Source organism: Haloarcula marismortui ATCC 43049 (assembly GCF_000011085.1).
GTDB classification, from domain to species: domain Archaea; phylum Halobacteriota; class Halobacteria; order Halobacteriales; family Haloarculaceae; genus Haloarcula; species Haloarcula marismortui.
The window spans coordinates 2,343,610-2,363,700 of the sequence record NC_006396.1; the positions used below are offsets into that span (position 1 = coordinate 2,343,610).

Below are 20,091 nucleotides of genomic sequence, written 5' to 3' on the forward strand. Positions count from 1 at the left end.
GGCGGGCAATCCGATAGTGAACACGGAGCGCAGAGCCGTGTCTGTCGCAGACAGCCCTCAGTACCAATTCTGATAACGTGTCGCAAGGTTGATTTCTAGGCAAGCGTTGTGCAGGAACATGGCACAGGACAGCAGACCGCGCTACGGTATTGAGGGGAACTGGGAGGAGCTCTATATCAACGGAGACTGGTGTGAGCCCGACTCGGGCGACAGTCTCGCCGTTGAGAACCCATCGACGCGGGAGACGGTTGCACAGGTTCCCCGCGGGAACGAAGCAGACGTCGACGCAGCCTATGAAGCGGCCGAACGCGCTCAGGAGGAATGGAGGCAGACGCCGCCCGCGCACCGCGAGGAGCTGACACAGGACCTGCTCCAGGCGATTGAACAGCGCCGAGAGGAGATTGTCTCGCTCCTTGCAGCCGAGGCCGGACAGGTCCCGCCAGTGGGGCACACGTCAGTCGACCTCACAACCGACCAAGTCGCCGAGGCCGCGACCATGCCTCGGCGGATGAAGGGCGAACACGCCGTCTCGAACATCCCCGGTAAGGAGCACATCGTCGAGCGTGAACCGCAGGGCGTGGTGACAGTAATCTCACCGTGGAACTTCCCACTGAACCTCTCTGTCCGGGCGCTGGCACCGGCTATTGCCGCCGGGAACACGGTTGTACTGAAACCCGCGACGAACACGCCGATCACTGGCGGCCTCCTGTTTGCTCGTCTGTTCGAAGACGTCGGGTTCCCGGACGGCGTCTTGAACATTGTGACCGGGCGGGGCTCCGAAATCGGTGATGCTGTGGCGGGCCACGAGCACAGCGACGTAGTGGCGTTCACCGGGTCGAGCGAAGTCGGTCGTCGGGTCGCCGCGACAGCCGGTGAGAACCTTTCGGAGGCTGCCATGGAACTGGGCGGCAACAACGCTCATATCGTGACAGCCGACGCAGACATCGACGCGGCTGTCGATGCCGGGTTGTTCGGTTCCTTCACTCACCAGGGCCAGGTGTGTATCTCGATCAATCGCCATATCGTGGAAGCGGACGTGTACGACGAGTACGTCGAGAAGCTGACGGCGCGCGTTGCGGACCTGCCCGCGGGGAGCGCACACGACGAGGTCGTTGTCGGGCCGATTATCGACGAGTCACAGCGTGACGAGATACTGACGTATATACAGCAGACCATCGAGGCGGGTGCCACGCTCGAAACAGGTGGCGACGTTGTCGAGCTCAATGGCGTCGATGACTCGCTGGTGGTGGCACCGACGGTGCTTTCAGACGTGACAAACGAGATGGCTGCCGCCTGCAACGAACACTTCGGGCCGGTCGTTCCGATCATTCAAGCGGCGGATGTCGACGAGGCTGTCGCGCTCGCAAACGATACGCCACTCGGGCTCTCCGGGTCAGTCCACGCCGGTGACGTTGGTGCAGGCAAGCGCATCGCACAGCGGATGGAGACCGGAATGGTCCACGTCAACGACCAGCCGATTAACGACGAGGCACACGTCCCGTTCAGTGGGACCGGCGCGTCAGGCGTCGGCGGGTACAACAGCGATGACTTCCTCGCAGAGGTCACCGAAAAGAAGTGGATATCGCTGCAACACGAGGCACGCGAGTTCCCCTTCTGACTGCCCTGGTCGCGGGATTTATTCCTCAAAAGCCGGCTTGGCAGTGTTGCCCCGGGATATCTATCACCGATCTCATCCGATACCCGGGATATCGATAAGCTAAAACGCGCACACACCTCGGAGGTAACTGATCACGATGTCGGAGAGGAGTGTCGGTACATCGCTGCCGTTCAGCGATATCGATGCGTCATGGTTGGTGGTGCCAGTTGGACTGATAGCCGCGGGAGTCGTACTTCAGGTGGCACCGCTCTCAGCCGACGCAACCCGGATGTTAGCGATTACACTGTTCTGTGTCGCACTGTGGGTCGGGTCGCCTGTCGAGCCGTGGTTTACTGCATTGCTGTGTATTGGACTCATCGGTGGCAGCTTTTCCACGGAGTTGGCCCTGACCGGGTTCCAGTCCCCCGCGACGTGGTTAGTTGTCGCTGGCATTCTTATTGGCGAGGCGGCCCGGAAAAGCGGCCTCGCCGACCTCGTTGAGCGAGCGGCGCTCTATCTGCTCCCGACAACTGCAGTAGAGGATGCTGTGGTGGTGTATCGATACCTGCTTGTCACGCTTTCGCTCGGGAGCCTGTTGCTTGCAGTGCTCATTCCATCGGCGCTGGTTCGCGTGCTCATCCTCGCGCCGATCCTCGCGTCACTCGGCGACCTCTTCAGCGAACGACGGGCGAAGGTCGGTATTTTTCTCGGGCCGCTGTTTGTCACGTTTTACGGGGCGTCAGGGATACTCACAGGCTCGCTAGCGAACATCATTATCACTGGACTGATCGAGTCCAGCGGCGGCCCAACTATCGCGTGGGGAGAGTGGCTGCTGTGGCTCGGGCCATCGATGAGTCTCGGGCGAACGATTCTCGTTATTGGCATCGCATACGTTCTGTATCGGCCAACAAGTCAGCAGCGCGTTGAGACACCCGAACAAGCGGACGGGCTATCCGTCAGCGCACGCGAGCGGCGTATGCTCGTCTTTCTCGCAGTCGGAGCCGTGATCTGGGCGACGGACTTCGTCCACGGCTTGCATCCGCTGTTCGGTGCAGTTGTCGTGGTGTTACTGGCGTTTATGCCGCGAATCGGTGTTGCCGCCCCGGAGAGTGTCGGCGACGCCGATTTCTCGATCATGTTTTTCCTCGGTGCGATCTTCGCTATCGCCGAGGGGCTCCGGCAGACCGGATTCACCGACGCCGCAGCGACCACCTTGTTATCCGTGCTTCCATCCGACCCGTCGCTCCCGCTGGTGCTCGCCGCGGTCGTCGTGTCTGCGCTCGCGCTCACCCTGCTTATGGAGGGGCTCGCGGTCGCCAGCGTCCTGACGCCAGTATTAGTTACGTTCGCCGGAAACGCCGGACTTCCGCTTGTTCCCATCGCAATGATGGAAGCGGTCGCACTCAACACCTACTTTTTCCCGTACCAGTCGGCAGTCCTTGTCGCTATCCTTGGCAGTGGGATGGTCAATTCTGTGGAACTCACACGAATGGCGAGTATTTGTTCGATCGCAACGCTTGGGATCCTCGTTCCGATACAGGTGGCCGTGTTCACACTCCTGATGTGAGCGGTCTCTGACGCTGTCACAACGACAGCGAAAGAAACAGTCTCGCTAGTCGTCGACAACAGTACTAAGATTTTCCTCTAGAGATGCGACGCTTTCCCGGATCTGTGTGACCTGTGTAGTCTGTCGCTTGTTCGCTTTTGCAAGCTCCGCAACTTCAGTGGCTACCTGTTGGACACCGTCGACAGTCGTGTCCAGTACCGCGGCGATTTCCTCGGCGCTTGCGGCCTGGTCGTCCGTCGCATCAGCGATTTGGTTCAGTTGGCCAGCAATGTCAGAGATCGACGACTGTATGCGTTGCTGGTTCTCGGAGACGTTTCGCGTCTGCCGTTCTATTTCAGCAATACGCCCCGTGGTTTGCTGAACACTGTCGACGGTTTGCGACGCGATCTCCGCGATATCAGAAACCAGCTCATCAATACGTTCTGCTTCGGCCTGCGATTCTGTGGCAAGCGTTTTTACCTCATCTGCAACGACCGCAAACCCATCGCCCTCTTCACCCGCCCTAGCGGCCTCTATTGACGCGTTTAGCGCCAGCATATTTGTCTGCTCAGCCAAGTCGTTGATCGTCGTGACGACCGCATCGATTTCATCGACACGGGACGCGAGGCTATCCGCGTCCGCCGCCATCTGCTCGCTGGCTGCGGTGACTGTGTTCAGTGTCTCTAGAAGTTCTTCGGTCGCATCCTCCGACTCTTCGGCGAGCGTCTCCGCTTCCTCGCCCTGTGTGCTGATCGTTTCGACGCTAGAGGCCACTTCTTCAGTCGTCGCACTGAGCGTCTGTATTTCGTCATCGACATCGTCGATGTGCGCTGCTTCTTCGTCGGCAATGTCTGCGATCTCCTCTGCGTTCGTCGTGACCTGTTCAGCCGCCGACTCCAGGTCCGTCACCGTCGTTTCGAGTTCGCCCTGAACCTGCTTCTGTACCGTCCGCATCGATTTCCGCTGCTCGACGAGATCCGTCACACGGCTTACATACTCGAAGGCACCGACGACGTCGCCGGTCGGTGAAACAAGCGGGACAGCGGTTGCCCTGACGTGCCAGTTCGTTCCGTCGTCATGGGTCCCGGACCGAACATCTGTTTCCCGTACCGGTTCGCCGGTTCGTGTGACTTCCTCAGCAAGCGTTTCAGTCACGTCGTCGGTTCCGATAATCTCGTGTGCGACTTCTCCTTTCGCTACCTCGGAATCAACGCCGTGAAATTCAGCTTGGACGTCATTCCAGTGAGTCAGCAGCCCGTCATTATCGACAGCGAGAGCCGGCTCCGGGAACTGTTCGACAAGCTGATCGAACAGGTGTTTCCAGTGGTCGCGTTCCGCGCGTAACCGCTCTTCTTCCGTGACAGCTTCAGAAATTGACGGTCCAAGCGTGTAATCGCCTGAGTCTGACGTATTACTCTGCACTGTCTGTCCATAGTGTACTCATTTACATAAATTACGGCGTGGGATTTCAACAAACGATATTTTATGAGAACCTCAAAAAACCCGCTGGCCGTTGCTTCAGGTTACTGTAGACAGTTTTCGCTTCGACGGTGTCCCCAATTCTCAGTAAGTATAGCGTTCTGTACAAGCAAGTGTAGGTACAGACCTGAATCAAGAACTATTCGGATCGCTCCGCTGTACAGCACAACCGATACTGCGTGATCGCTCGCCGAAAGTGGCAGCTACCGGCCGTCAGTCCGACGCTTCCGCAGCCGCCACGGCTCGCGGCTCCTCTTAGTCGCCGCTCGCCTGTTCCGAGGCCTCCCGCTGGTCGGCCTCGCACGGCGCAATCGCAATCTCCATATCAGTTCCTTCGACCTCCCAGGTCTTGCGATGGCCATCTTCGACGCCGTCTAGCTCGTCAGCGCGAACCTCCTCTTTGATGAGGGCCTCGTGCTCGCGGACCAGCGAATCCACGCGCTCGTCGTCGATTGTCAGGTCCACGGCGATGCGTTCCTCGATGTCCAGTTCGAGGTCTTTGCGCATCTCCTGGATTCGGCGGATGACCTCGCGGGCGTACCCCTCGCTCTCGATGTCCTCGGTGAGCGCGGTGTCGACATAGACGACGCCGCCGCCGTCCAGCGCGGTGAACTCCGTTCCGGTGACGCCCTCGGGCGTCTCGCGGCGGAATTCGACCATTTCCTCGGTGAGGTCGACGTCCTCACCGAGCGCCTCGCGTACTGTACCTTCGAGGGTATCGAGTGATTGCTCGGTGACGCGGGCCTCGTTGAGCGCGTTCATCACGCGGCCGGCGTCGTCGCCGAAGGCCGGGCCGAGTTCGCTCATGTCGGCCTCGGCGGAGTACTGGAGTTCGCCCCACTCGTCGTCAGCGCCGACAACCTCGACGGCGCGGGCGTTGAGCCGGTCGGCGATGATGGCTTCCTGTGCGCGGACCGCATCGGCCACGTCGTCGCTGTCCACGTCGACGACGACGCGGGTGACGGGCCAGCGGAGCTTGCGTTCGGCCTGCTGGCGGGCATTCGAGCCCGCCTCCTCGACCTCGCGGACGACCTCGATTTCGCGTTCGAGTGCGGGGTCGTGCAGGTCGGCGTCGACCTCGGGCCAGTCGCACATGTGGACCGTCGGGTGGCCGGCGTCGCCGGTGAGTGCGCCGTACACCTGCTCGGCGACGAACGGCGTGAACGGAGCAAACAGCGCGGCCACGGATTCGAGCACGCGATAGAGGGTGGCGTAGGCCGCCTGCTTCGAGGCGCTGTCTTCCTCCTCCCACATCCGCTCGCGGACGACCTGAATGTAGAAGCGAGAGACGTCTTCGACGACGAATTCGAGCAGTTCGTCGACCGCCTTGTCGTTCTCGAAGTCGTCCATCGAGTCGGTCATCGCCTCGGTGACGCTCTGGAGCCGGGAGAGCACCCACTCGTCGACGAGTTCGAGGTCGTCGCGGAGGTCCTCGACCGTCGTTTCCTCGGGGTCGAAGTCGTCGGCCCGCATGTACGGCAGCGGGAACCGGGCGACGTTCCAGAGGATGTTCAGCCGCCGTTGCATCTCGGCGGTTTCCTCCCAGGAGAAGTTCATGTCCTCGCCCTGAGCAGTCACCGATAGCAGGAACAGCCGCATCGGGTCGCGGCCGTGCTTCTCGATGACTTCGTGGGGGTCGATGAGGACGCCTTTGGACTTGGACATCCCACGGCCGTCGGGCATGTTGGCGTAACCGTGCATCAGCACCTGCTTGTACGGTATTTCGCCGGTCGCGGCGGTGCTCATGCCCAGCTGAGACCAGAACCAGCCGCGGGTCTGGTCGTGGGCCTCCATGATGAGGTCGGCGGGCCACAGCTCCTCGAAGTCCTCCGTCTGCTCGGGGTAGTTGACGGTCCCCCATGTCGCGACGGAAGAGTCGAGCCACACGTCGAACACGTCGCCGACACGGGTGTAGGTCGTGCTGTCCTCGGTGATGGTGAGGTCGTCGACCGTGCCCTTGTGGAGGTCGACATTTTCGGGGTCGATGTCCTGGTCGACCCGCTCGGCGAGTTCCTCGCGGTCGCCGACGACGATGGCGTCGTCCATGTCACCGGACCAGTCTTCAGGGAGCCAGATGGGGATCGGGATGCCCCAGTAGCGCTGCCGCGAGACGTTCCAGTCCGGCGCGTCCTCAACGAAGTCCCGGAAGCGGTTATCGCGGGCCCACTGCGGGTACCACTCGCTGTCCTCGATGTTCGCAAGCAGTTCGTCCTTGATGTCGGTCACCGTGATGAACCACTGGTCGGTAACGATACGGACGATGTCGGTGTCACAGCGCCAGCACTGCCCTTCGCGGACGGTGTGGCCAGGTTCACTGGAGAGCAGGACGCCGTTCTCGTCGAGGTCGTCGATGACCTCGTCGTTGGCGTCGCGGACGAACGTCCCGGCGTACTTGCCCGCGTCGTCGGTGTAAACGCCGTCGCTCCCGACCGGACAGAAGATTTCGAGGTCGAGTTCCTGTCCGCGCTCGAAGTCCTCCTCACCGTGGCCGGGCGCGGAGTGGACGAGGCCCGTGCGGTCGGCCTCGACGTAGTCGGCGGTGTACACCTGCCCAGAGCCCTCGCCTTGGGCGTGGTCCGGCACTTCCTCGGCCAGCGGGTGCTCGTACGCCCAGCCGACCATCTCCTCGCCGGACAGTTCCTCGACGACCTCGTAGTCGTCGTACCGGCCGGCCTTCAGTACATCCTCGACACAGGCCTCGGCGAGATAGAGGCGTTCGGTGTCGCCGTCTTTCTCGGCGTCGACGCCCACGTATTCGAGGTCACCGTCGGCGGCGACGAAGGTGTTGGCGACGATTGTCCAGGGCGTCGTCGTCCAGATGACCAGACTGCCATCCTGTTCCGCCAGCGGGAACTTCACGTAAATCGACGGCTTGCCCACGTCGTGGTACTCGACCTCGTTGTTGGCGATGCCGGTCTCACAGCGCGGGCACTGGTTGATGGAGCGCTGGCCCTGTTCGACGAGGTCGCGCTCGTGAGCCTGCTGGAAGCCCCACCAGGCGGCCTCCATATACTCCGGGTTGACCGTCTTGTACGGGTCGTCCCAGTCCATCCAGACGCCGAAGTCCTGAAAGTCCGTCTGGAGGCCTTCGAGTTGCTCCTCGGCGAAGTCTTTGCACTCCTCGATGAAGTTCTCCTCACCGAACTGCTCGATGTCTTTCTTGTTCTCGAAGTCGAGGCGCTCCTCGACTTTCGTCTCGATGGGGAGGCCGTGCATGTCATAGCCCGGCCGGTCAGTGACGTTGTAGCCCTGCATCCGCAGGTAGCGGATGTAACAGTCCTTCAGGGTCTTGTTCCACGTCGTGCCCATGTGGGCCGCGCCGGAGGTGTAGGGCGGTCCATCAACGAAGAAGTAGTCCTCGCCGTCGGCCCGGTGGGCCTTCGTCTGCTCGTAGGCGTCGACGTCGTCCCAGTACTCGAAGACGCCGTCCTCGACGGCGTCGGGGTCGTACTGGTCATCGACAGCGGCGAAACGTTCCATACCGCCACATTCGCCGCCTCCAATAAAGGACAATCGGTTGTATGTGTACCGTTCAGCGCTCGCGCTCACGCTGAAGGAGCAAGCTGACCGTCTCGCCGGTCTTGTCCGTGAGCGGAGCGGCGACATGCCACCCCTCGGCTCCGAGTTCGTTCAGTTGCTCGATCGGCGGCGTGACCTCGCCGCCGAGTCCGGCGATCATGACATCACTGTCAACCTCGATAGTGCGGTACTCGTAGGAGGGCATACAGATGCTGGAGCGGCCACCGGCGATAAACGTCTTGTGGTGGCCCAGACAGTACGTCGGTACCGCCACCGACTTGCCACGCACAGCCCTTACCACAGATGTGCCAACGTTTCCGGACGGAGCGGAGCGAAACACCCTCACAGCGGACTGTCGGCGTTGCCCTGAACTCGCCGAGAGCCGGACCTGCATCTCGTGGGGCAACGGTCCGCTGGACGCCGACCTCGTGGTAGTCGGCGAGGCCCCAGCCGAGGGCGACTCCGAGGCCGAGCACTGGCAGGGCGGCAATCTGACCGGGATGGCCTACACGTCACGGCGTTCCGGCCGGAAGGTCCGCGACCTGCTCACCGACGCCGGGTTCAGTCACGACGACTGCTACTACACCAACGCCGTGAAGTGCCACCCGCCGGGGAACCGCGACCCGACCGATGCGGAACTGGCGAACTGCCGGCCCTACCTCGTCGAAGAAGTCGAGGCGATCGAGCCGACTGCGGTCGTGGCGACCGGGAAACACGCGACGAAGACAGTACTGGCGCTGGACGGCGAGTCGCTTGACGGCTTCCTCGACAGCGTGCTCGACCCCCGCCGAAGCGAGGCGCTGGGCGTGCCCGTGGTTCCGCTGCTCCACCCGTCGTATCAGGAAGTCTGGCTCTCGCGGCTGGGCTACGACCGCGAGACGTATGTCGACGCTCTCACGGACGCGGTCGCCGGTGTCGCCGACACCTAGAACCTTCTTGTGACCGCCGGACGCAGGGACGACCATGAGCGAGGACTGCATCTTCTGTCAGATCGTTGCCGGCGACATCCCCGGCCGCACCGTCTACGAGGACGACACCGTGCTGGCGTTTCTGGACGCCAATCCGCTCTCGCCAGGCCACACGCTCGTCATTCCGAAGGCCCACCACGAGCGGCTGAACGACACGCCCGCCGATGTGGCGAGTGCAGTCATGTCGACGTTGCACGAACTCGTCCCCGCCGTCGAGTCGGCCGTCGACGCCCCCGCCAGCACGGTTGCGTTCAACAACGGTGAGGTGGCCGGTCAGGAGGTCCCCCACGTCCACGGCCACATTATCCCGCGGTTCGAGGACGACGGCGGCCGCCCGATTCACGTGCTGGTCAACGACCGTCCCGACATTTCTGACGACGAACTGGACGACATCGAGAACGACATCGTCGCTGAGCAAGCGTAAAATTCCGCATCTTTTTACCGAAAGATACGCCAACAGCAACGCATGGGGGTTTCGACGCTTGCGTTCGTCGGGTGTACTGGTGGGGCTGGAACAACAAGGCTGACAGTCGAGACAGCGGCGACACTGGCCCGGGGTGGGCGGTCCGTCGCTGTCGTCGACGCAGCCTTCGGCACACAGGGGCTGGCGACGTACGTCGACGGGCGGCTCGATGCCGACGTGACCGCGGTAGCCGTCGGCGACGCGTCAGTCGATGAGGCACTGTTCGAGTGGGATATCGACGCCGACGGGCGGGTCGCGCTCTGTCCGGCCCACGCGCCGTTTGAGCGCCTCGCGCGAGCGAAGTCAGCCGAAAGCGCACAGGCGCTCGAACAGGCTATCGAAGAGGTAGCCGGCCGGTTCGACCACGTCCTGCTCGATGTGCCGCCGATCGCATCGAATCAGGCCGTCGCCGCTGCCACGACCGCACAGCGGCGGGCGCTTGTAGTGCCGGCCAGCCAGCGCGGCAGCGACCTGTTTCCGAGGCAACGAGGCCGACTCCGTGACATCGGCGCACCGGCATCGGCCATTGTCGCCACCCGCGTGCACGGCGATGGCGGTGAATCCGTCGAAGACGCGGCACACACCGTTCCACACATCGGACCGGGCGCACCCAGACCGCTTGCGACGGACCCCGAGTCGGATGTCGCTCCAACTGTCGCCGCGATGGCCGAGGACCTGCTCGATGTCGACCTCGGTCTGACTTTCGAGGACGACGGCCTGTTCTCCCGCTAGGGCAATGGGAGGACGATAACGGGGCGGTCGACGTTGGTCAGGAGGTCCCGAGCCATCGACCCGACGCCGTCGCTGTCGTCGGTCCCACGGTGGGGGCCGATGAGGAGTTCGTCCGGGTCGTGCTCGTCAACCGCCGCCAGTATCTCCGTTACGGGCGCTCCGTCTCGCGTCTCCGTCGCGGGCATGAAGGCTGCGAGCCGCGAGCGGGCGACGTTGACGGCGTCACCAGCGTCGCGCGACGGTGCATCGGGGTCGTGGACCGCGACCACGACGATATCGTGATCGGCTGCCGAGTCGAGGCGGTGCTGGAGGTAGTCAGCGGCGGCTGCGGTGACGTGGACAGAGCTGGTGGCGAGCAGGAACGTCGTCATTGTGTGTCCATGGGTTCCATTCGGCTTCGTGCTTTCGCTCGTCAGTAGCTGCGCACAGCGGGGAGTGTTATACACATAGTCAGGGGCTCGTAGCCACCGCATGCGTATAGCGAGCGAACACTCGTTCACGGCACCCCACCGATGAATATGTCCAACGCCCATCCAACCGGTGTGTCGGTGTTCGTCTGTCCGTTTTGCGAGCAGACGTTCGACCAGCCGCAATCGACGTGTGCAAACTGCGATAGCACCGTCGTCGTCCCGCTGGAAAACCAGTTCGTGTATCGCGATATCCTCTCGATGTGCGGGACGTAGGCCGGCCAGTCGAACGCGTTGCAGGCCCTTCACGACTCCAGTCGCACCGACGGGCTTACATACAGCCCAACCTGTACCCGAGAGCGTGCGCGTCGAGAACAGTTTCATCGGAACCGACGGCGTCGGGGAGAAGACCGAGCGGTCCATCTGGGAGCAGGGCGTCACCCACTGGGACGAGTTCGAACCGTCCGTCGTCGGCGGCCAGCGCGGCGACCGCATCCAGCAGTTCATCGACGAGGGACGGGACCGGGTGGCCGAGACCGACGTTACCTATTTTGACCACGCGTTTCCCAGCAGCGAGCGCTGGCGGCTGTACGAGACCTTCCGTGAACGGGCCTGCTTCTTCGACATCGAGACGACCGGACTCGACCAGGACCGCAACCAGGTGACGACGGTGAGCCTCCATCAGGACGGGGACACACAGACGCTCATCGCCGGTGACGACCTGACCGCCGGGAACCTCCGGGCCGCGTTCGACGGTGCGGACTTACTGGTGACGTTCAACGGCAAGCGCTTCGACGTGCCCTTCCTCGAAGCGAACTTCGATGTCGACCTTGACCGCCCGCATCTAGACCTGATGTACACCTGCAAGAAAATCGGACTCTCCGGCGGGCTCAAACAGGTCGAGCAGGACATCGGTATCGAGCGGGACCGGCCGGACATCTCGGGCCAAGACGCGGTGCGACTCTGGCGGGAACACGAGCAGGGCCGCGACGGTGCACTCGAAACACTGGTGTCATACAACCGTGAGGATACGGTGAATCTCAAGACGCTGGCCGAAACCGCCACCGAGCGGCTTGATGAGCAGATTTTTGTTGGCTGACTCTAGGGACGAGAATCGTCACCACACCCCCATTGTTTCAGGTGGAGCGGAGGCGGTGGCTGGCAGCCGTGGAGTGTTAGCGGGAGTATTACCGAGCTATCGACTCCAAAACGGCGTGTGGCCGTGGCCGAGGATGATAGAAGCCACGTGCCAGACAACGAGGTCGAGGAACAGCGCCGTATTCTGCCCCGTACCGATGCCGTAGAGCGACGGGAGATACAGCAGCGGCAGCAATACCGCACCCCAGAACGCAAACGGTCGGACACCGACGAGTGTCACGGTCCAGACCCCGCGAGCCGCAAACACGAGCGTATCGAGGTATTGACCGAGGTCTGTCAGTCGCAGTCTGTCGGCGTCGCTCCGGTGCGGGAGCGGAGGGCTATCACCGCTTGATGACCCCACCCTCACTCCCCCTGTCTGGCCTCGGTATCATTAATCGAATCAACAGTATACCGCACCTAATCGATGGTCACTACACAGATAGACGACCGCGCCAGCGCGTCTATGTGTATTCACGTCCACAGGTACTGTCATTTTGTGACAGGAATTACACTGGATTCACGGCGTCCCCACAATCCGGGCACGCGGCGAGCATCCGCGGCCAGTCGCCGGCCCTGTCGTACGCGATGACGAGATTCGCTGCGGGAATCGTCACGTCACAGGCAGGACACTGCCCGAGCGGTGGGTCAACCGTTTCTGTGTCACTGTCCCACATGCATCGAGCTACGCACTCAATACATATTGTTATCAGGCTCCTACGGAGTGTGCGGCACGTTTACGTGTCGTCGCTGTCCTGTGGCGGCCGCTCGGATAATCGGTCGAACCGACGCTGTGTCTCGCTCGCCCGGTTATCGGTTTCGTCGGGCTCATGGATTACATCCACAAGCGCCGCGTCTGCAACAGTGATTTCCAGAACCACGTCGGCCGTCCGCGCCTCGGTCGGCAGTTCGGTCGCCGCAATATCGAGGGCAGACAGTCCGTCCTCGGTGTCCACTTCCAGCGTGGCGATCCCGTCTTCGATCCGGTCGACGACGGCGGTGTAGGTTCCGTCAGGTAGCATTAGTAGCTCCGTTTCAGTATGGTCTCGTTGTCGGCGTCGGTCACAGTGACTGTGTCGCCGCCGTTGTTCCATATCGGACGCCCCGACCCCCAGTAAAGGTCGGTGTCCGTGTCGGTGCCGCTGCCGGTGTGCAGCGTCACGGTTTCGTCCGGGCCGAGAGTGAATCCGTCGGGGACGGTGTAGCTGTGGCCGGCGTCATCGCTGACCGTCCAGCCGCCCATTTCCAGCGGCTCCGCGCCCGCGTTCCGGAACACGACGTACTCGTCGTTGAGGTTGTCCCGGTCGTCGCCCGCCGCATCGGCGCGCACCCGGTCGATAATCAGGTCGCCACTTGTGTTCTCGGCGGGCGTTCCCCCGTCAGTTGCGGTTGGGCCCGGTGTATCAGTCCGCGGGGACGAGCGGGGCAGGTAGGTCGCTCGCGGCGTAACCGATTCGGTCGCACCCGGCGCAATCGGGTCCCCAGTGCGGAGTGACAGCGGGTCGGTCGGCGCTGCCCGCTGCGTGCTGACGGTCACAGCGGTCCCGTTGCTAGTCAAGACGGTGTCCCCGTGGGTTGCGGTCCAGTATGCCGGAACCGAACGCGCCGTAAGGCGCTGGAGCGTCTCGTTGTTCGGATGGCCGTACTGCGAATCGTAGGCGCTCGAGACCACCACGGTCCGGGGGTCGACGGCGTCGAGTAGCGGCCCGCTCGTGCTTAACGCGCTGCCGTGGTGGCCGGCTTTCAGTACGGTGGCCCTGAGCGCCGCTCCGTAGGTATCGACGAGATACGCCTCCTGGTCGTCCTCCGCATCGCCGGTAAAGAGAAAGCTCGTCTCACCGTGCTCGATTCGGAGGACGATGTTGTTCTCGTTTCGCGCCGCGTTTTCCAGATACGGCTCCGGCGGGCCGAGCACGGTCGTCTCGACGCCGGAAAACGGAATCCGGTCGCCCTCGCGCGTTTCGTACAGCGTCACGTTGTGGGCTTCGACGGCGTCGAGGTACCGCTCGTAGGTCTGCGTGCTCGCGGCGATACCGGGGTCGTACACCGCACCGACGCCGCTTTTCTCGGTCTCGTAGTGCCTGATGACGGCCGCATTACCACCAATGTGGTCGGCGTCGTTGTGCGAGACGACGAAGTGGTCTATGCGGTCGATGCCCTGCCGGTCGAGGTACTGGAGGACGTACTCGCCGTCGTCGGTGAAGTCCCCGGAGTCGATGAGCATCGTCTCGTTGTCTGGGCTGACCAGCAGGGTCGCCACCGACTGGCCGACGTTGATGAAGTGGACCTCTAACGTCCCGTTCGCCGCGGCCGGTGAGGGTGCGTCCGGCGTCGTCGTCTCGGTCGCGGTCGACTGATCCGCGCTGCTGTCTACCCCGTTTGCCACGAACCCGCCACAGCCGGCAAGCACCAGTAGCGCCGCGACTGCCAAGGACTCGACACGGGGACTCCGTACCATTCCGTCTGTCTACGTGGCCGAGTTATTTGGTACCACTTACCAACTACGTGCCACGGGACAGGGCATATCGTCGCTAGCTCAGAACGACGGCACGCCGGTCAGTAGTTCGCGGTCTCGGGCGTCTGTGGCGAGTCCGTCGGTCGCAACAGGTGGACGCGCCCGGCGAGGAACCCCAACAAAAGGCCGGTGAAGTGTGCGATGAGCGCGACGCCGGGGTTCGCGGTCGCGAGCGTGATCGCCGCGGCGACGCCGCCGGCCAGCGCCAACTGGACGCGCGGCGCGAGTTCGAACCCACCGATGACAGTGTCAGTCAGGCGGTTTGCGGCAAGCAGATAGCCAAAGAGCGCAAACACCGCGCCGCTGGCCCCGAGGACGGAGACGTGGCTGACCATCCCAGGAACGAGCGGGCCGACAAGGCTGGCAATCGAGACCTGCGAGACGCCGGCGAGTGCGCCGGTCGAGAGGAAGAAGGCGTGGAATCGGAGCGGCGACGTCCGGCGTTCGAGGACGACACCGGCGAGCGCCACTCCGACGGCGTTTGCGATGAGATGCGACAGGCCAGCATGTGCGTACACGCTGGTGACGAGTGTCCAGGGACGACTGAACAGCGGGGGCGAGAGGGCGAACAGGCTCCGCGGGGCGGTCACCACGCCGACGGCCTGCTGTGCGAGGAACACAGCACCGATGACCGCCAGCGTGACCACGGTTGGGCTTTGTCGCAACGGCTTCATTGTGCCGATATTGTCGCTCTCAACACAAGAAACGCTCGGACAGCCCTCCGTTTCAGAACGCATACGTGGCATCGTCGCGTTATGTCGCGTATGTCCGAACTGACCGACACCCTCACCGCGGCGTTCGCAGACGAGACCGATGACGAAATCGCACAGACGGCCGCCGAGAACATCGCCGACTTCGCCGAGGAGTACGACGAGGATCTGACGAGCGACCGCGTCACCGACCTGCTCGCGGACGCGCCTTACGACGGGTTCGACCGCCAGTTCAACTGGGTCATCGGCGAACTCGCCGCTGAAAATGAGGACTGCACCGACTCCCGGCCGTTCCGTATCGACGGGTTCGGCGAACTCGCCGCCGACCCCGACGTCGGGACCTGAGTGACATGCCTGGCGGAACCTACACGCTGATTCTCGAACGAATCGCCGGCGGGCCGATTGCGGTCGGCGCGCTGGGCGAAATCGAGTTCCCGGCGGGCTGGTACGCCTACACCGGGAGTGCGCTGGGTAGCGGCGGTTTCGGTCGCATCGACCGCCACCGCGCGGTCGCTGCCGGCGACAACGACACCCGGCACTGGCACATCGACTACCTGCTCGGCCACGCGGCGACGGCTGTCGACCGGGTCGTCACGACCGAGGCCGACATCGAATGCGCCGTCGCCAAGCGTGTCGACGGGCCGACAGCGGAGGGGTTCGACCGCATCGACGCCTTCGGCTGTTCTGACTGTGACTGTCGCTCACATCTGATACACCACGAGCAGCGGGAGCAACTGGTCGACGCGGTGACCGACGCCCACGAGGCCGCCGGAGAGGAGACAGCAACCGCGACCGAGTAGTCAGGAGATGTGAATCGCGGGCTTGTTCGGTCGGGCCTTGGCCGCGAGGTCGTCGTCAGGCGCGGCCCGCCGAACGACGACATCGCAGCCGAACTCGTCTTCGAACAGCCACGCGGCCTGCTGGAGCGTATCGAGTTCGCGCTCGCCGTCGATAATCGGTTCGAGGCCCGCCCCGCGGTCGGCCAGGCGGTCGGCGAACTCGGCGGCCGTGTCGCCGTGCTGCTTGATACCCTCGTCGGCCATGATTTCGCCGACGATGGCGTCGTCGGGGTCAGACTCGCGGGCGATTTCGTAGGCGCGGTACTTCCAGTCGGCGGCAACGACGAGTTCGATCTCGTTCGGTTCGTCGATGTCGACGACCTCTGTGATTTCGCGCACGTCGTCGAGCGTCCGCCGGACGACCTGCCGCTCGATGCGGTAATCGTCCACGTCACGGAGCGGTTCTGGCCACCGGCTCTCGGCGACGAGGCCGTCCTCGTCGAGCAGCTGCCACATCTCCTCGGCGAGGAACGGCGCGATCGGGGCAACTAGGCCAGCGAGCACACGCAAGCCGCGGCTGTAGGCGAACTGGTAGGGACGGTCGTAGCCCGCGTAGCGCCCCAGTAGGCGGGCGAAGCGCTGTATCTCGCCGATAACGCGATGGAAGCGAAAGCGGTCGTACTCCTCGGTAACGGCCGCGATAGTCCGGTCGATTTCCCGCTCTAAGTACGTGTCGTGGTCGGTGCTCTCGGTCCGTGTCTCCGTTCGGTCGGTGTATTCCGTGACAAGGCGATACAGCGTCTGCTGGAAGTCGTAGGCCGTGGAGACGTCCTTCACGGTCCACTCGAAGTCCTGCGAGGGGTGGGCCGCCGAGAGGACAAACAGCCGCGTCGTCTCGGCCCCGTACTCGTGGGGCGCGATGTCGTTGCCCTTCGATTTGGACATCTTCTCGCCGCTGTGAAGCACCGTCCCCTGATTGATGAGTCGCTCGACCGGTTCTTCCCGGTCCAGCAGGCCGATGTCCGACAGCGCGCGGGTGAAAAAGCGTATATAGAGGAGGTGCAGCACTGCGTGTTCCTCGCCGCCGACGTACACGTCGACCGGGAGCCACTCGTCGGCGGTTTTCTGGTCGAAGGGCGCGTCCGCGAAGTGCGGCGAGAGATACCTGAGGAAGTACCACGAGGAGTCGACAAACGTGTCCATCGTGTCCGTCTCCCGCACCGCGTCGGCCCCGCAGTCGGGACAGCTCGTCTGTTTCCACTCCTCTGCGGCGTCGAGTGGGTTCCCCGTCGTCTGGACGTAGTCGGGCAGTTCCACCGGGAGGTCCTCCTCGGGGACCGGAACGTGACCGCAGTCGTCGCAGTGGACGATGGGGATCGGCGTCCCCCAGTAGCGCTGCCGCGAGATGAGCCAGTCCCGCAGGCGGTAGGTCACCGCGGACTCGGCGGCCTCGTGCTCGCGCAGGCGCTCGCGGGCGGCGGAACTGGCGAGGCCGTCGTACTCGCCACTGTCCATGAGCATCCCGTCGCCGGTGTAGGGTGCGTGTGGCAGGTCCGTTCCGCTGCCGTCGACCGGTTCGACAGCCTGCTCGACGGGCAGGTCGTGTTCGTCGGCGAAGGCGTGGTCCTGTTCGTTGTGAGCCGGCACGCCCATCACCGCACCCGTGCCCACGTCGTCAAGCACGTACGCGGCAACGTACACCGGCAGTTCCTCGCCGGTGTACGGGTGGGTCGCGATGAGGTCCGTCTCGACGCCGCTCATCCCGGCGTCATCCGTGCTCGCCACCGACTCCACGTAGTCGGCGACATCGTCGTCCGCCTCGGCCAGCGCCCGGGCGAGGTCGTGGCCCGGCGACAGCGCCAGATATGTCGCGCCATATACCGTGTCGAGCCGCGTCGTGAACGCCTCAACGGTCCCGTGGTCGTCGTGACCGACTGAGAAGGCGACGCGAGCACCTTCTTGTCGACCGATCCAGTTGCGCTGGCTGTCCCGGACGCCGTCGGGCCATCCCTCCAAGTCGTCGAGCCCGTGATACAGCTCCTCGGCGTAGTCGGTGATGGCGAAGAACCACTGGTCGAGGTCTCGCTGCTCAACGTCCGTTCCACAGCGCCAGCAGACACCGCCACCGTGGGTGTGGCTGTGGCCAGTGCCAGCAGTCGTTTCGCCTTCATCGGCTTCCGGCGGCGTTTCGACCTGCGCGTCAGCAAGCACTGTCTCACAGTCCGGACACCAGTTCACCGTCGCCGCGCCGTAGTCGACCAGCCCCTCATCGTAGAACTGGGTGAACAGCCACTGGTTCCACTGGTAGTAGTCGGGGTCACAGGTAGTGATTTCCCGGGACCAGTCGTAGCCAAAGCCCATCTCCCGGAGGTCGTCTTTCATCTGGTCGATACAGGTTCGGGTCCAGGATTCGGGGTCAGTGTCCCGTTTGTAGGCCGCGTTCTCCGCCGGCAGGCCGAAGGCGTCCCACCCCATCGGGTGAAGCACCTCGTCACCGGCCATCCGCCGATACCGGGCGTACGCGTCGGTAATGGCGTAGTTTCTGATGTGTCCCATATGCAACGAGCCGGAGGTGTAGGGAAACATTCCCAGCACGTACGTCGGGTCCGTAGCGTCGGTCGGGCATTCGAAAACGCCCTCTCGCTCCCAGGCCTGCTGCCAGTACTCCTGAACCCGAGCGTGGTCATATCGGCGCGACATTTGCTATCTCGTCCTGTGCTTGCCGCGCACATCAGTGTTCGGCTAGAAAAGGTGGCGAGTCGTAGTGAGACAGTGGTTGTGTACAGCCAGAAAGCCCCGGCTGTCATCGGACGCGCAGCGTCCGATTGCCCGCGAGAGCGAAGCTCTCGCCCTGGCTGAACTCGGGGGCCTCGCTGCGGTCCTCACTGCGTTGCGGTCCTTGCTTCGTCCGCCGTCGTTCAGCCAGCCGCCCCTTTCAGTCCCACCCAGCATAGTTTGGGCAACCATCTACGGGTGGGACTGAAAGGGGCCGCCGTCTCGGCGAACCCCGAGGACACAAGCACCTACCGGAGCGTCGTTCGAGAGAGCGAAGCTCTCTCGTGATCACGAAAATCTCCGGTTTTCGGACGACAGCGAGTCGCGGGAGCCGAGACGGCAGGGGCTTTCTGGCTGTTCGCATTCGATCAACTGCTGCGGGCAGAACCAAGTCCAGAGAAGGTTGTGTCTAGCTCATTCCTCGCCGGACTCGTAGTGGTCACCGGCGGCTTCCGGCAGGCGGGTCTTGCCCACCAGAGCGAGCACGACGATGACGGCGACGAACGGAATCGTCTGGACCAGCGAATCGGGGACGGCGATGACATCGGCCGTCTGGAGACGCAACTGGACGGCGTCAAGGCCGGCAAACAGCGTGGTCGATAGCAGCGCGCCGACCGGATTGTAGTTGCCGAACAGATACGCGACGATGGCGATGAATCCCTTGCCGTTGACCATCGTCGGGCCGTTCCCGGTGAACTGACCGATGTTGATCGCCAACGCGGCCCCACCCATGCCGGAGAAGACACCGGAGAGGAGCACGGCGGCGTAGCGGACACGGGACACGTCGACGCCGGCGGTGTCAAGCGCCTTCGGGTTCTCGCCGGCGGCCCGGACCCAGCGGCCGAACGTGGTTCGGTTCAGGACGTACCACGACGCCGCCACGGCGAGGAACATGATGTACACCGCGGGCGAGGCGTCGAACAGCGCGCCGAAGAACGGGATCTCGGCCAGCGTCGGAACGGTTATTGTGTCGAAAGTCCCGACGCTGCTGGTGTTTGGCCCGCCGTAGAACACCTGCGAGGCGAACGGCGCAAGTCCGAGTGCGATGAGCCAGACCGCCAGCCCAGCGATAATCTGGTCGGCGCGGAACTCGATGCAGACAACGGCGAACACGCCCGCGAGGAGCGTCGACGCAACAATGCCGATGAGGAACCCGAGCCACAGCGAACCGGTGGCGTCGGCTCCGAAGATGGCTGCGAAGGCGGAGATGATGAGCAGCCCTTCCAGCCCGATATTGATGATCCCACTCTTCTCGGCGAAGATGCCGCCCAGCGCGGCCAGCACGATCGGAACCGAGAGCCGCAGTGTCGATGACAGCGTCGATTTCGAGGCCAGAACCCAGAATATCTGTCCGGGCGTCGACGCCGGCGCGAAGAGTCCGAATCCGGCAAGCACAGCCAGTGTGAGGAACGCTGCGGCGGCGATGAGGACCCGACTCGAAGCCGAGCGGAGTCGATCCATAGC

The 20,091-nt window shown here is 63.4% G+C and carries 20 protein-coding genes; 9 read left to right on the top strand and 11 right to left on the bottom strand.

Features of this window, described 5'->3' with window-relative positions:
• Positions 1–118: 118 nt before the first annotated feature.
• On the top strand, positions 119–1,618 hold the full coding sequence (locus RR_RS15765; RefSeq protein ID WP_011224341.1) for an aldehyde dehydrogenase family protein: 1,500 nt from the start codon (positions 119–121) through the stop codon (positions 1,616–1,618).
• 136 nt (positions 1,619–1,754) lie between these two features.
• The gene (locus tag RR_RS15770; RefSeq protein ID WP_004959766.1) at positions 1,755–3,164 is read left to right on the top strand and encodes an SLC13 family permease; all 1,410 of its coding nucleotides are present in this window, start codon (positions 1,755–1,757) and stop codon (positions 3,162–3,164) included.
• A 45-nt stretch (positions 3,165–3,209) separates the two neighbouring features.
• Here RR_RS15770 and RR_RS15775 read toward each other — a convergent pair whose 3' ends face one another.
• From RR_RS15775 to RR_RS15785, 3 genes are all read right to left on the bottom strand, one after another.
• Positions 3,210–4,565 carry a methyl-accepting chemotaxis protein gene (locus RR_RS15775; RefSeq protein WP_049939029.1) on the bottom strand — a complete coding sequence of 452 codons (1,356 nt, stop codon included), beginning with the start codon at positions 4,563–4,565 and terminating at the stop codon, positions 3,210–3,212.
• A 312-nt stretch (positions 4,566–4,877) separates the two neighbouring features.
• Positions 4,878–8,102 (bottom strand): isoleucine--tRNA ligase, encoded by a 3,225-nt coding sequence (gene ileS / locus RR_RS15780; RefSeq protein ID WP_011224343.1) that lies wholly within the window; start codon positions 8,100–8,102, stop codon positions 4,878–4,880.
• Between the two features lie 52 nt (positions 8,103–8,154).
• On the bottom strand, positions 8,155–8,346 hold the full coding sequence (locus RR_RS15785) for a hypothetical protein (protein WP_049919134.1): 192 nt from the start codon (positions 8,344–8,346) through the stop codon (positions 8,155–8,157).
• Positions 8,347–8,446: 100 nt separating this feature from the next.
• Between RR_RS15785 and RR_RS15790 the strand changes: the two genes are divergently transcribed.
• The 3 genes from RR_RS15790 to RR_RS15800 are packed head-to-tail and all read left to right on the top strand — an operon-like array spanning position 8,447 to position 10,304.
• Positions 8,447–9,070 carry a uracil-DNA glycosylase gene (locus tag RR_RS15790; RefSeq protein ID WP_049939030.1) on the top strand — a complete coding sequence of 208 codons (624 nt, stop codon included), beginning with the start codon at positions 8,447–8,449 and terminating at the stop codon, positions 9,068–9,070.
• Between the two features lie 34 nt (positions 9,071–9,104).
• Complete coding sequence (locus tag RR_RS15795; RefSeq protein WP_004959776.1) at positions 9,105–9,533, top strand: HIT family protein; 429 nt, start codon at positions 9,105–9,107, stop codon at positions 9,531–9,533.
• A gap of 42 nt (positions 9,534–9,575) precedes the next feature.
• A complete protein-coding gene (locus RR_RS15800) occupies positions 9,576–10,304 on the top strand; it encodes a ParA family protein (RefSeq protein ID WP_004959778.1) in 729 nt (242 codons plus the stop codon).
• Here RR_RS15800 and RR_RS15805 read toward each other — a convergent pair.
• Positions 10,301–10,675: a universal stress protein gene (locus RR_RS15805; RefSeq protein WP_049939031.1), complete on the bottom strand. Its 375-nt coding sequence runs from the start codon at positions 10,673–10,675 to the stop codon at positions 10,301–10,303. The two genes, RR_RS15800 and RR_RS15805, sit on opposite strands and share 4 nt — an antisense overlap.
• A 141-nt stretch (positions 10,676–10,816) precedes the next feature.
• On the opposite strand from RR_RS15805, the gene RR_RS22505 reads away from it, so the two are divergent.
• Positions 10,817–10,987, top strand: a complete 171-nt coding sequence (locus RR_RS22505) for a hypothetical protein (RefSeq protein ID WP_171814234.1) — start codon at positions 10,817–10,819, stop codon at positions 10,985–10,987.
• A gap of 85 nt (positions 10,988–11,072) precedes the next feature.
• Positions 11,073–11,810: a ribonuclease H-like domain-containing protein gene (locus RR_RS15810; protein ID WP_007189534.1), complete on the top strand. Its 738-nt coding sequence runs from the start codon at positions 11,073–11,075 to the stop codon at positions 11,808–11,810.
• Between the two features lie 96 nt (positions 11,811–11,906).
• On the opposite strand, the gene RR_RS15815 is transcribed toward RR_RS15810, so the two are convergent.
• The 5 genes from RR_RS15815 to RR_RS15830 all read right to left on the bottom strand — a co-directional run bounded on the left by RR_RS15815 (position 11,907) and on the right by RR_RS15830 (position 15,037).
• Complete coding sequence (locus RR_RS15815) at positions 11,907–12,212, bottom strand: hypothetical protein (RefSeq protein WP_079890998.1); 306 nt, start codon at positions 12,210–12,212, stop codon at positions 11,907–11,909.
• A 145-nt stretch (positions 12,213–12,357) separates the two neighbouring features.
• Positions 12,358–12,525: a hypothetical protein gene (locus tag RR_RS22510; protein ID WP_004959785.1), complete on the bottom strand. Its 168-nt coding sequence runs from the start codon at positions 12,523–12,525 to the stop codon at positions 12,358–12,360.
• 60 nt (positions 12,526–12,585) lie between these two features.
• On the bottom strand, positions 12,586–12,870 hold the full coding sequence (locus RR_RS15820; RefSeq protein ID WP_007189536.1) for a DUF3006 domain-containing protein: 285 nt from the start codon (positions 12,868–12,870) through the stop codon (positions 12,586–12,588).
• Entirely contained in the window at positions 12,870–14,306 is a 1,437-nt protein-coding gene (locus tag RR_RS15825; protein WP_011224347.1) for a lamin tail domain-containing protein, read from the bottom strand. The genes RR_RS15820 and RR_RS15825 overlap by 1 nt, the downstream gene beginning before the upstream one ends.
• A 98-nt stretch (positions 14,307–14,404) precedes the next feature.
• The gene (locus RR_RS15830; RefSeq protein WP_049919138.1) at positions 14,405–15,037 is read right to left on the bottom strand and encodes a rhomboid family intramembrane serine protease; all 633 of its coding nucleotides are present in this window, start codon (positions 15,035–15,037) and stop codon (positions 14,405–14,407) included.
• Positions 15,038–15,127: 90 nt separating this feature from the next.
• On the opposite strand from RR_RS15830, the gene RR_RS15835 reads away from it, so the two are divergent.
• On the top strand, positions 15,128–15,418 hold the full coding sequence (locus RR_RS15835) for a hypothetical protein (protein ID WP_049939033.1): 291 nt from the start codon (positions 15,128–15,130) through the stop codon (positions 15,416–15,418).
• A 5-nt stretch (positions 15,419–15,423) separates the two neighbouring features.
• Complete coding sequence (locus tag RR_RS15840; RefSeq protein WP_011224349.1) at positions 15,424–15,873, top strand: GIY-YIG nuclease family protein; 450 nt, start codon at positions 15,424–15,426, stop codon at positions 15,871–15,873.
• Here the strand turns inward: RR_RS15840 and leuS are convergent, their stop codons facing one another.
• Together leuS and RR_RS15850 are read right to left on the bottom strand one after the other, a co-directional pair.
• Positions 15,874–18,552, bottom strand: coding sequence for a leucine--tRNA ligase (leuS, locus tag RR_RS15845; protein ID WP_011224350.1), 2,679 nt, complete (start codon positions 18,550–18,552; stop codon positions 15,874–15,876).
• Between the two features lie 489 nt (positions 18,553–19,041).
• Positions 19,042–20,088: an ABC transporter permease gene (locus RR_RS15850; RefSeq protein ID WP_004959804.1), complete on the bottom strand. Its 1,047-nt coding sequence runs from the start codon at positions 20,086–20,088 to the stop codon at positions 19,042–19,044.
• Positions 20,089–20,091: the final 3 nt, after the last annotated feature.